This is a genomic window from Reichenbachiella sp., from assembly GCF_965223055.1.
Classification (GTDB): Bacteria; Bacteroidota; Bacteroidia; order Cytophagales; family Cyclobacteriaceae; genus Reichenbachiella.
This window is the reverse complement of record NZ_CBDCVM010000010.1, coordinates 217,369-230,034: the sequence shown is the minus strand read 5'-3', so window position 1 is coordinate 230,034 and position 12,666 is coordinate 217,369. Positions and strand designations below refer to the sequence as shown.

At 39.9% G+C, this 12,666-nt stretch carries 12 protein-coding genes; 4 read left to right on the top strand and 8 right to left on the bottom strand.

Annotated features, from left to right (window positions below):
- Positions 1-32: 32 nt before the first annotated feature.
- Both ACOQO5_RS08855 and ACOQO5_RS08850 read left to right on the top strand, forming a co-directional pair.
- Positions 33-698: a uracil-DNA glycosylase family protein gene (locus ACOQO5_RS08855; protein ID WP_420581333.1), complete on the top strand. Its 666-nt coding sequence runs from the start codon at positions 33-35 to the stop codon at positions 696-698.
- A gap of 102 nt (positions 699-800) precedes the next feature.
- On the top strand, positions 801-1,922 hold the full coding sequence (locus ACOQO5_RS08850; RefSeq protein ID WP_420581332.1) for an aminopeptidase C: 1,122 nt from the start codon (positions 801-803) through the stop codon (positions 1,920-1,922).
- Positions 1,923-1,930: 8 nt separating this feature from the next.
- Here the strand turns inward: ACOQO5_RS08850 and ACOQO5_RS08845 are convergent, their stop codons facing one another.
- Positions 1,931-2,383, bottom strand: coding sequence for a hypothetical protein (locus tag ACOQO5_RS08845; RefSeq protein WP_420581331.1), 453 nt, complete (start codon positions 2,381-2,383; stop codon positions 1,931-1,933).
- Between the two features lie 114 nt (positions 2,384-2,497).
- On the opposite strand from ACOQO5_RS08845, the gene ACOQO5_RS08840 reads away from it, so the two are divergent.
- Together ACOQO5_RS08840 and ACOQO5_RS08835 are read left to right on the top strand one after the other, a co-directional pair.
- A complete protein-coding gene (locus ACOQO5_RS08840; RefSeq protein ID WP_420579690.1) occupies positions 2,498-2,932 on the top strand; it encodes a transposase in 435 nt (144 codons plus the stop codon).
- A gap of 23 nt (positions 2,933-2,955) precedes the next feature.
- Entirely contained in the window at positions 2,956-3,798 is an 843-nt protein-coding gene (locus ACOQO5_RS08835) for an IS3 family transposase (protein ID WP_420579689.1), read from the top strand.
- Positions 3,799-4,080: 282 nt separating this feature from the next.
- On the opposite strand, the gene ACOQO5_RS08830 is transcribed toward ACOQO5_RS08835, so the two are convergent.
- From ACOQO5_RS08830 to ACOQO5_RS08800, 7 genes are all read right to left on the bottom strand, one after another.
- Positions 4,081-4,257: a hypothetical protein gene (locus tag ACOQO5_RS08830; RefSeq protein ID WP_420581330.1), complete on the bottom strand. Its 177-nt coding sequence runs from the start codon at positions 4,255-4,257 to the stop codon at positions 4,081-4,083.
- Positions 4,258-4,266: 9 nt separating this feature from the next.
- Positions 4,267-5,172 carry a WD40 repeat domain-containing protein gene (locus ACOQO5_RS08825; RefSeq protein WP_420581329.1) on the bottom strand — a complete coding sequence of 302 codons (906 nt, stop codon included), beginning with the start codon at positions 5,170-5,172 and terminating at the stop codon, positions 4,267-4,269.
- A gap of 561 nt (positions 5,173-5,733) precedes the next feature.
- Positions 5,734-6,648: a glutaminase gene (locus ACOQO5_RS08820; RefSeq protein WP_420581328.1), complete on the bottom strand. Its 915-nt coding sequence runs from the start codon at positions 6,646-6,648 to the stop codon at positions 5,734-5,736.
- Between the two features lie 74 nt (positions 6,649-6,722).
- A complete protein-coding gene (locus ACOQO5_RS08815; RefSeq protein ID WP_420581327.1) occupies positions 6,723-9,527 on the bottom strand; it encodes a CHAT domain-containing protein in 2,805 nt (934 codons plus the stop codon).
- Positions 9,528-9,536: 9 nt separating this feature from the next.
- Positions 9,537-9,983: a hypothetical protein gene (locus ACOQO5_RS08810; RefSeq protein ID WP_420581326.1), complete on the bottom strand. Its 447-nt coding sequence runs from the start codon at positions 9,981-9,983 to the stop codon at positions 9,537-9,539.
- A 2-nt stretch (positions 9,984-9,985) separates the two neighbouring features.
- On the bottom strand, positions 9,986-12,040 hold the full coding sequence (locus tag ACOQO5_RS08805; RefSeq protein ID WP_420581325.1) for a hypothetical protein: 2,055 nt from the start codon (positions 12,038-12,040) through the stop codon (positions 9,986-9,988).
- Positions 12,041-12,120: 80 nt separating this feature from the next.
- Positions 12,121-12,642 carry a flavodoxin family protein gene (locus tag ACOQO5_RS08800; protein ID WP_420581324.1) on the bottom strand — a complete coding sequence of 174 codons (522 nt, stop codon included), beginning with the start codon at positions 12,640-12,642 and terminating at the stop codon, positions 12,121-12,123.
- Between the last annotated feature and the right edge of the window lie 24 nt (positions 12,643-12,666).

Sequence of the window (12,666 nt, the reverse complement as noted above, 5' to 3'; positions counted from 1 at the left end):
ACAATAGAATCAAGATTAATAGTATAGGATATATGCTCGTAGCAGATCGCATTCTTGAGTTTTACCAGTCCCTTGCACCTCCAACCAAACTTCCCAAGAAAGTAGAAACGATGAATCCCTATCGGTCTGAAGATGGATGGGACGCAACAACTCAATTCTACCAGAAATATTATTCCGACAACAATTCACGGAGAATGCTTTTCGGCATCAATCCGGGTCGGTTTGGTGGCGGTATTACTGGAGTTCCTTTTACCGATCCGTTGCTTCTTGAAGAAGTTTGCGAGATTCCTAACCCATTCAATAAGAGAGCTGAATTGAGCTCCCGATTCATTTATGAGATGATTGATAACTATGGCGGGCCAAAAGCCTTCTATGACAAATTCTATATCACTGGAATGTCTCCGTTAGGTTTTGTGATGGATGGCAAGAATTTGAATTATTACGACCTCAAGGACTGGCAGAAGATTTTCGAAAAAGACATGATTCAATGGATCAAAGATCAATTGACTTTCAATATCGACACCTCAGTGGCATATAGCATTGGACAAGGTCAGAATCTAAAATTTCTCAAACAACTCAATGACAAGTACCTGTTTTTCGATGAGATAGTACCAGTACCCCACCCCCGCTGGGTCATGCAATACCGACTCAAAAGAAAGCAGGAATTCATTGACGAATATTTGCAAAAACTAGGCTGATTTTTGCCGTTCATCAAACTCATTCTCATTTTGATTTCGATGATTTCTAGATTTTATATCTTAGGATTTGAAATCATCAAGAATCCATTAATTCAATCAACTATGAGAAAGTTAGCCACAATGGTTGCGCTATATGCAACTATGTCCTTACAAGCACAAGACCCTTACGAATTTACATCTGTGATAGACTTGGAGGCTACCCCGATTATCAGTCAAGGGAGAACGGGAACCTGTTGGAGTTTTTCAGCCTCATCTTTTATCGAATCTGAAATCATCAGAAAGACTGGAAAAACCATAGACCTATCGGAAATGTATACGGTTCGCCAGACATACATGAACAAAGCTGAAAACTATGTTATGAGGCAAGGAAAAGCCAACTTCAGTGAAGGTGGCCTGGCTCACGATGTATTGAATTCTATCAAAGCAAATGGACTGGTGCCGAGTGAAGCATATCGTGGGTTGGATAAAGGAAACAACTACCACAACCATGCAGAAATGGTCGCAGTTTTGGAGTCAATGGTTAAAACCTATGCAAGTAACCCTGGAAAAAAATTAAGCAAAAAATGGAAGCCGGCTGTTGAGGCCGTACTGGATGTCTATCTGGGTGAAGCTCCAGAATCATTTACCTATGAAGGGAAAACTTACACCCCTCAGTCCTTTTTTGAAATGACACAAATCAATCCTGATGATTATGTATCCATTACTTCATTTAGTCACGCGGATTTCTATTCTTCGTTTATTTTGAATATCCCGGACAACTTTAGCAATGGCAGTTTTTATAACCTACCACTAGATGACTTTATCAAAACATTGGACAACTCCTTGGAGAATGGCTACTCTGTAGAATTCGACTGTGATATCAGTGAACCAACCTTCTCAGCTAAACATGGCCTGGCTATCATCCCTGAAGTAGCCGGCAACAATAAAGCTGCACTGGAGGGACTTTATCCCGAACTGGAGGTTACACAACAGTATCGTCAGGAAGAGTTTGAAAATTTCGCCACCACTGACGATCATTTGATGCACATCATGGGACTGGTAAAAGACCAAAAAGGCAACAAGTATTACAAAGTGAAAAACAGCTGGGGCAACAACTCAGACAGAATCGGCAACAATGGCTTCATCCATATGAGTGAATCCTACATGAGATTGAAAACCATAAGCATCACCGTTCACAAAGATGCTATCCCGAATGATATTGCTAAAAAACTAGGAGTAAAATGAAATTCCAATTACTTGGGGTTACTGATAGCTTGAAGGTAATACCCAAGTATTTTCCAATCACCGTCTTTCTTACCTAACAGCCAGGTGGTTTGTTCACGCTCCCAACTTCTAAACTTGTTGCGCCCTGTATCTAAGGTCACAACAACGGCGGAATTGTCTCTCACATTAACTGAAAGCACATCAAAGGAATTAGTATAGGGTCCGGCTTGTTCTATCATCCATGAAGGCCATATATCTAAATCGTCTCCTGACAAAGACATGTGCGCCTGCCAGTTGATTGGATCTGGTGAATAATTGCCATTCCACATAATAAATTGATCACCTAATGCTGATAAAACTAAGTCGGGCATACATAGACTTAGCCCTTCATGATAGTTACTGATAGTTTCTTTTAAATGGACGTGTTCTTCGTCAACTGGAACAAATGCAGTCACACGGTGATACTTCCAGTGATGAGTCAATTGCCATGTTTCTCCATAGTCTGTAGAGAGGTGTGTGGTCCATTCAAATGTATCAGCTGTTTTAAAATTAAGCAGTGTCTCGTCCTGAAATAGCGTTACACAAAAAACGACGTCATGAACGAACTCACAGAGAACAAGTATGTTAAAAGAACACAGAAGGACTACAGCTACGCTTTTAAATTGTCAGTTGTGTCAGAAGTTGAAAGCGGAGAGTTAGGTATAAAAGCCGCCGCTCGCAAGTATGGTATTCAGTCACACTCTACAGTTACCAATTGGCTTCGGAAATACGGTAACTTTGATTGGGTCAATAAATCAACACTTCGGATGCCAAAATCTAAAGACCAAAAACTATACGAACTCGAACAGAAAGTACGGCTGTTGGAAAAACAGAAAAAAGAGCTTGAACAGCAGGTTGAAAACGCAGATAAGAAAGCTATTTTCTTTGATATGATGATCGACATAGCCGAAGAAGAATTCAAACTCCCTATCAGAAAAAAGTCTTTACCCCAACAGTTGATCGATTCAAGGTTGAACAAAAAGAAGGGGTAACCCAGATCTGTAGACTGTTGGGGATGAATAGGCAAATCTATTACCGCTCTATCAGAAGGAGTAAACAAAAGCAAGAAATAGCCACCAAGGTAGTAATCATGGTTGAAAAGGTGCGTATGAAAATGCCTCGTATCGGTACCAGAAAGTTGTATCATTTACTTTATGACCAACTTCAGCCGCTGGGAGTTGGAAGAGACAGGCTATTTGCTATTATGAAAGCAAATCACCTCCAAATAGCACCTAAGAGACAATATCATATTACTACTGACTCACATCATCGATTTAGAAAACATAAAAACCTTATTGATGGGCTTTCCATACAAAGGCCTGAGCAAGTATGGGTATCGGATATCACCTACATTGGAACACGGAAAAACCCGATGTATTTATCGCTGGTCACGGATGCTTATTCAAAGCGGATCATGGGCTATGATGTATCGAAAAGCCTAGATGCTTCAGGTGCAATATCAGCCCTTAATATGGCTATTGCCAATCGTATATATCCTGAGCGAATGTTGATCCATCACTCAGACAGAGGGTTGCAGTATTGTTGCGATGCTTATCAGCAGTTGCTTGATGAGGCAGCAATTACTTGTAGTATGACAGAAACCTATGATCCGTATCAAAATGCTATAGCCGAAAGGGTGAATGGGATATTGAAACATGAATTTATCTTAGGGATCACCACATCAGATGTAACACTAATGGACAAACTCATTGAGCAGAGTATTTATATTTACAATCATGATCGGCCTCATTGGAGCTGTTGGATGAATACACCAGCCCTTATGCACCAGCAAGATAAGGTCAAGATCAGAAACTATAGAAACAAAAATAGCATCGAGTTGAAACCCGATGCTATCTAATATTTTATCCTAAAATCTGTAACGCTTATTTAGGACTAGTCACAGAAATTTTACCTGTATTTTATTTTTGGCTGGATTGCGCGACCAGTTCGCTTCAAAGCCATTATTATTTATAATTCCATTCAAAACCATCACATTCGAATGTTCAGAATCATAATACACTCTTTGTACCTGCATCGAATCCTTCATGTACATAGAAGCTTCTACTGCAAAGTGCTTTTCCTTAAATATGCCTTTATAGGATTCTTGAATAGAACATCCTTCCAGACGATTAGATATGACTTAAATACCTGCATTCATCTCATAGTTACCAGGAGATGTTCTATCCATAGCTTCTACCTTCCAGGTTCCAACCAATTCGGAAAGCCTTTCATATCCTATATGCTGGCAAGGAAGACTACCTACTTGACAATAGCCATTCAGAGTAGACATCAATATTAGGAGAAGTAACTTTTTCATATTTATAAATTAATTCAATAACTGATTCATCGACCAAATTTTGACCTTACCATCACCGCCTCCACTTACCAACATAGATTGATTCGGAGATAGAGAAATACCAGTACAATACTTTTCATGTGCAGCTATATTTTTGATCAGCTTACCACCTAACTCCCAAATGTTGATATGGCCATCTACCGCACAGGTGATGATGTACTCTCTCAACATCACTATTCCGGAAATTGCACCATCATGTGCATTCCACTTTGATATCACTTCAAAAATATCATTCCAGACTACGACAGTACCTTGCTGATCACCAGTTACCATATAACCATCCTTACCAGCGGCCAATTCCCAAATAGCAGATTCATGAGGAGTTTCCACAGATCGGATCAGTTGGCCGGATAGATTCCAAACCTTCATATATGAATCATCTGCTGCAGTTATAATTCGTTCACCATTAAAGGTCACTTTTCTCACTTGCCCCTTATGTCCGGCCAACTTTGCTATCAACTCCCACTCTGAAGTCCAAATTTTCGCCACTTGATCTCTACCCGTGGTCACATATCTATTCGCTGAAAGTATTTCATGGATATCTAGAATAGCTTGGTTATGAACTTTCAAAGCGTCCATTGACCCGGTTTTTAAATCCAGCATATATATGAACCCTGCATAATCCCCTGCAACCACTTTTGAATCAGCATCAGTAAATATAACCTTGGAAAGCGAGTGACTAAATCCAGTAAAATTCCTCACGAAATTTCCATTTAAAGTGTAAATGTTTACAACTGAGTCTTTCCCTGCAGTAGCTACCTGATCACCCATTCTGGAAATTGCTACGTCATATATAGTATTGGGATGATCTAGAGTTATGCTTTGGGCCAACGCGTTGCTTCCTAAAATTGTCCATAGAAAGATGAGGGTTCTCATGATTAGCTCGATTTTAGTTTTCTCTAAAATACGAGCACTACATTCACAACTATGGGAAGTACCGTCGATTAACCATTTCTAAGTAACGAACTGATAGAATATGAGACCCAAATTGATTTTGCAAAGCATCTTTTCAAGGTTTAATCATTAGAGAATCTCCTATTCTTGGATTAATATAATCTCTTATTGATATTATGCTAAATCAACTAATAGTACAATTGAAGTCTATAAATTCTACAACATTTTCCACTTTCCTATACCCAACCAATATTAGTATTGTCCAATAATAATTGACTTATCACAATGTTTTCTTTGAAATACACAAATTAGGAATTTTACCTAAGAAAATAAATAGGTAATTCTACGAATTACAATTGTCCAAGTATTAGTACATATTTGTAATAGATACTTAAACAAACTGTTATGAATCTCGTCAGAAAATCTATCATCATCGGTACACTTTTAATGAAAGTCATTCCATTAGCATTGTACTTGATATTCGTTTGATAAAAGAAAATTGAAGACCGCAGGGTCTTTTTTATTAGCTATAGAGGAAGATAGTCAGAATATTGACGACTCTGTTTTTGTCGTCAATAATTCCAGGCTATGAAAACCACGAACAGAATTACCCTTCTTATTTAGCTTAGGGCTCCAAACCGCCACTGCAAATTCTTCTGGATAGACTGCAGCTATCCCGCCCCCTACTCCACTCTTTCCTGCCAACCCCACCTTGAAAGCAAACTGACCAGATTCGTCATAAAAACCACATGAGAGCATTAAAGCATTAAGGCGCTTCACTTGACTTTTCGTCAAACTGAATCCAGCATGCTCGTATGACATTCCATTTTCACCAAAATGAAGAAATGATGCAGCAAGCGCCCTGCAATTCATCTCAATGGAGCACTGCTTATAGTAGAAATCTAAGATATCATCTGTATCATTCACAATATTGCCCTTCGCCTTCATCATATTAACAAATGCGGCATTTAGATAGCCCGTTTCTTTTTCAGATTTGGCTACCACTTCATTGTATGTGATGTCATGCAAACCAGCAAGCGATCGTACAAAAGCAAACAGTTCAGCTTCTGGGTCTTTCAGTTCAGACAACAAAACGTCCACAACCACCAGGGCACCAGCATTTACAAATGGGTTTCTAGGAATACCATTTTCATATTCGAGTTGAACGATGGAGTTAAATGGATTGCCTGAAGGTTCTACGCCTACACGCTTCCATAGTTTTTCTCCTAAAAGTGAAAAAGCCATGGCAAGACTGAATACTTTGGAAATACTTTGGATAGAAAAACTCTCCTCTGAATCACCGATGGCATAGTGTTCATTGCGAATAGTAGTTAAGTGCATGCCGAATTTATTCGGATTGACTTTCGCCAATTCAGGAATGTAGTTGGCTACTTCGCCACCATTCTCTATTGCATTGACCTCCAAGGCAATTTCATCAAGTATTTGCTGATAATCCATACTCAAAATTGAATGGATAAATTGATATCATGAAATTCCCATCCGCTTTTTTTGAATAGGAAATTGAAAATTATTTATTCATTATTGACCATAACAAATGCGGCCCAATAATAAGGATCTTCATATTCTTCTTTAACCGCTTTTTGAGCTTCATTAAAAGCCATTTTTATATTTTGGCCACCTAACCAGTTTTTATAAAAACTGCTCATCAGTTTCATAGTAGCTTCATCATCCACTTTCCACAAACTCATTACCAAGTGTTTAGCTCCGGCCACACTAAATGCCCGTGACAATCCATAAACGCCTTCACCATTCACAACTTCTCCGGTTCCTGTTTCACATGCGCTCAATACGACTAGTTCAGTATTGGTCAAAGTCAAATTCATGGCATCGTACGCAGTGAAAACACCATCTGAAGGATTCTCTATACTTGGTTCTTCCTGCTGACCCGCGCCTGCTAATAATAAACCTGATCTCATCAAAGGATTGGAAGATCGAAGTGTCCGGCTAGCAATGTTTCCTTCGTTGGATACTTTGTCTCCCATGAAAAATCCATGTGTGGCAATATGAAGAATGGATGGATTGGATACTTTCTTCAAAGTCGCCTCGGTAGCCTGATTTTGTTCATAGAACTGGGTGCTTACATTATTCTGGCTGAGCAGACCATCGATGGTTTTGATTTCTGTTGCGGTACCTGGCAACGGTGTTATTTTTCCGGAGCCAAAGATTGGATTCCCCATCAACACACCCTGACTGATAGTTGCTTCTTTCTTTTTATTGGACACCAATACGGCGCTATTGGGGATGATCTCGATTTGCCTCCGATCAATCAAATATTGTCCATTGGTCATCAGCGAGATGAGATTGAGCATATTATAAACACCATCGAGCGAAACATATACCCGAGATGTGCCAGCAGTTTCCGCAGCCAGTGGTTTCCAAAATTTATCGTACGACAAGCTGTCCTGCCATTTGAGTCTAACGGCATTTTTATAATACTTAATCATTCTGGATTCTAACAAGTCTGCTTCACCAATCATCTCAAATTGCAAACTACCATTGCGAACGACCCATGCACCATATTGATCCTTTATATCTTCACCTTTGTTGCTTAATCGTATGATTTCAATGGCCGCTTCGCCTTCAGCTAAACTCTTGGCTACCATTTCAAAGGTGACTTTCCCCGATTGTCCGCCTATACTCCCGGATACAGCCAAGTTGATTTCCTTCTCCAATTCATTAGCTTCTTGCTCTAAAACCGAAAGGTCTATCTGCATTTCAGCAATGGTAGCTGGACTCATGCTATAGTAGTTGGACAAGTCTTGTCTGAGCAATAGCCAATCCTGATATTTTTTCTTGACTGCTGGATCCTGCATTTTATTGACCTCAGCCACTACTTGGTTAGAGCTGTGTAGTAAAAGCCCCTTTGTTTTCAGACGCACCTCATAAGCATATTTCAGTGCGCCATCAATTTGACTTCCTTCCTGAGCTACGAAAAAGTACATTTCTTCAAGTGCAGGTTTAGTCGCATGCCAAAACCTTGTTTTTTCCTTCTCACTCATATTAAAGAAAAATTTGTCGATCACTTGAAGGAAACCGTCAGAAGACTCTTTGAATTTATTGTAGGCTACACTAGTCTGCTCTAATCTCCAAGCACATGTCGCCTGTTTATTGAGTACGGACAAATAGCCTTTGTGCAGAATACCTAACTTTACTTTTCTGATATCAGCCACTTGCTGATAAGTAGAATAAGCTTGTGTAAAGTTGGATGACACTCTGAAGTAATCTGCCTGTAACTCCAAGGCGTTAGCGTAAGGCAAGGACGAAGCCCCATATGTCTTTTCCATTCCTTTCTGCACCTCAGCAATCAACTGTTCCAGTGCATCAATCTTATTCAAACTCAAATAAACTTCTCCTAGATAAGTCGATAGCTGAAGGTAATCTGGGTCTTTTTGATTTCCACTGTTGATATAAGTTGCTAAAGCCGATTTCAACAATTCTTCTGCCTGAGAGGGCTTCTCTTCCTCAAGTAACATCAAGGCATAGTTGGTTTGTATCCTTGATGGATCAAATGACCAACTAGCAAATTTCGTTTGCTCCAACACTGACATCTGTTGTTTCAATAGGCTCACTGCCTGTTCCTTCCGCCCCATTTCATTGAGCAACAGTGCCTGATTATTTGCCACGATGGCATATTCCCTACTTGTTTTAGATTTTTTCTGCCCGTAGTATCGAGCCACATATTTCAGGATGTCTTCAGCTGCATTGTAGCGACCCTGATCTTTTCTCAATACGCCCAGATTATGCAAGCAGCTTACATAGTGTTCACTCGTATTTCCGATAGATTTTTTTCTTGATTCTAATGCCCTTACGTATAATTTTTCAGCTACTTTATAGTTTCCAATGGCGTGGTAATAAATGGCCAGGGCATTGGCAGCCCTTCCAAACAGAATCCACTCCTCCTTCTTCAAGGGGGTTTGTGCGGTAATCCTTTTTAGCAACCGCTCGGTTCGGGTAAATCGATTATCACGACTTTTCGATATGGTGAACACATCAATGGTTCGGGGGTCTTTATCACTTTTTTCTTTGGGCGCTAATCGCTCCAATACCTTATGGTAGTAGCTAATGGCCGTACCATATTTACCTTTATACATATAATAGTCGCCCATACCCAGTTGATATCGCAAACTACCTTCTCCATGAGACTGTGATATTTCTCTAGGAGTAGCCCTAGATACTTTATCATAAGCCATACGCACTTGATCCCCAACGCTAATGACAAACTTGATATCTGCAACGCTCTGCTGCTGGGCCAATGTATTAAAGACAATAAAAAGGGAGCAAAATATAATTACTCCCTGAGTTAGTTTTTTCACCATTCTATTTAATTAGAAAGTAGTGTCAAGATATTTTAATGTTTCGCTTGGGTTGTTCAATTTGCGCAACCCTTTTTGCGCTTCCGACTCCATCGTCAAATAATCAATGGACCCCATAAGTTCTCCTTCTATAAATTGATAATTCTTTCCAGGGACATACATAGCGTATCGATTATTTTTCAAATCCATGATGATGTGTTCTTTGGCATACAAGGCAAATTGGTCGTACGAAGTATAATCTGTTCGTTCTCTATCTAGAAAATCTGCAGCTGATTTCGCAGCATTTTCATTGCCTTTCAACGTCTGAACAGCCGCATACTCCGCTACTTTCTGATCTACATATTCCTGAGAGGCATTCATCGCAGCCCCAGTAAAGGCATTCATCCAATTGCTCAAACCTGTAGGTGTAGTGGGATGTGGATTTCTAAAATGCACCCAGTCGCCCTCATGATCCAGCACCTCTATGTATGCGCCATCAAAAACACAAATTCCTTTTCCTGACCATCAATCGAGGTTACTAATCTCTGGATGCCACCAGCAGCTGAATAGTCAGTGACTGTACCATCTTCTTGCGTCAGAGAAACATCCGTAGCAAACCAGAGTTTCGGAGGAAAGGACATTTCAATTTGCCCATCAATTCTCTCACCATCAGTGGTAATCACATAGCCGTTGCTCTCAATGTCTGTTTCTATTGTTTTCGACAACAAGAAACTGTCATCTGCAGGGTCGTAAGCTTCAAATTCCTCCTCGACGGTCTGGGTAACGTCTGAGGCTCCTTTGCTCACGTAATACATGTTAGCTACACCTTCTTTAGAATCAGCGTAATAAAATGCATCATAAGCGCCTTTCTTAGCCGGCTTGGCCCAAGCGATATATCCTGACTTCGAAGATCCGTCTATAGTAAACGAACCTGGATGAAAGTTTCTCTTTTCATCTTCATAATACACCGTGCCATCACTTGTCAAATCACTGACAGGAACATCAACGAGTCCATAGTACGCAACTTCCGGCTCCTTATAGCTGTTTCCATCCTGAAACTTGAAAATCTTCATGGGCGCTGATTTATCACTTTCTTCAATTTCGATGGACAGCGGACCTTCCACTTTTTGCTGCCCATCCATCAGCACTACGAATCCTTTTCGCTTGCCATCAATAAGGCGTTCATTAAAAGCTGTAGTAGCCTCATGTGCTATAAGCCCATAACTCTCCATGTCTTTGTAAGCATACTTTACTGGCTTCTCTCCATTCTCTGAAATAAATGCTCTAATCATACTCATAGGAGAACCATTCTTTTTAAGATAAAGCGTTCCCACCATTACTTGACCTGTTTTCAGTTTTACAAACCCAAATTGCGGTCTGGTCTCATATATCCCAGCAGTACCTCCATTGATCATTTTATAATCATACTTAGGTGGATTCTGAATCAAAAGACCCTTGACATGGGTAGCATCATATACAAATTGCTCATATGCATCTATATCCTCTTGTGGAATATCCTGGGTGGCTTCATCAATATCTACTGACTTAACGCCTACCAGCTTTCTATCCTCTGGATTTACATAGAAAAGATCACCATAAACATTGTTGGTAGCAAAAGCCAATTCAGCTTCGATCGCAGTACCATCTACCAATACAATTTTACCAGGGTAAAACTTCATCGAAGGCGGATAGCTTTCAATAAGATTCCGCTCTGACAATAACTCATAATAAGAGTCTGGTGTCAAGTTTACACCATATTCCTGTATTTCACCGGACTTTATTTTGGTGGGCTTGGCATCTTTCGAACTTCTCAAATGGACCTGAGTAATCATGGTCTCTTTTTTCAGCAACTGGATATACCCCTCCTGCTTTTGACCATTAGTTAATATCACATAACCAGGTAGCAATTCAGATTTGGTGCTGGCCAAATCACTCTGAAAGGCGGCCACCTTCCATCTAATCAATGACCACAAGTTGTTGAATTTCTCATCCTCATATACGCGAACGCCATAGTTAGATACTTCTGCCGCCTCATATTTAAACTTCTCCTTATTGGCGTCTTTCACCTCCATACTTTGCACTCTACCTTTATACTCCTTAAGCCTCAGCTCTCCTTCTTTTACCGTTCCATCCTTGAGCACCACATAGCCAAAATCAGTGTAGCCCACTTTCAATCCTTTCAATTTGACTGCGGCTTCTCCCCAAGAAAACAACTCTGGTGTATCATTCACGCTAGAATTGGATAAACCATATTCTTTCAAACTACGTGCCTGAAAATTGTACTTTTCACCAGCGTAAGTCTTAATTTTTACTCCGTAGATATTTTCATAACTACTGCCGAAAATTGAAATCTTGCCGTCAATCTGAGTGCCGTCTCTAAGCGTAACGTATCCATTGGCATAGGAGGACTTAAAACCGTATTCCCCTTTAGAGTTTTTGTAATTGCTAATGTCACTGGTGTTGACCTGGCCAACTACAGGCAGAATGATGATCAAGCACATAACAATAGCGCCCAATCTTCTTGATAAGTAATTCATTATAAGTTTAGCTTGATGATTCTAATCTAGAAATATAACCAATCTATTAAACTTTCTATACTATATACACGTGTTGCTAGCTAATCCTGCAATATCTCAGACAATTCACGAAGTCTATGAGCAAATTCACTTTCCACCTTACCATTCTCTATAGAGACATGCACATGTCCTTTGTAATCCATTCCCAGATATTTAGCCGTCAGACTAATTGGCTCCGCGAACCAATCATAATAAAAATCGCCTTCGGTTTGACTGATCAAGGCCATTGACTTGCCTCTCAACTTACGACCAAGATCCTTCTCAATAGTTAACAAATCAGAAATTCGATCCAGGAACGTCTTCACTTCAGCACTCATGGTATACCAATAGATCGGTGTGACAATCACCAATACATCATAATGATCAATAAAATCTTTGATCAAAGGCAAAAAGTCGTCTGCTCTATTTTTATGATCGTAGTCGTAGTATGAGATATCCTTTTTACCTAGATCAACGACCTCACTTCCAGAAATGTCGGCGAATGTATGGGTGACTAAAGTAGTATTTCCATTTTGATGAGAGCTACCAATCAATGAGAGTATTCGAGAATTTTTAGTATCCATCTAATTTGAGTTTTATTCTGCGCA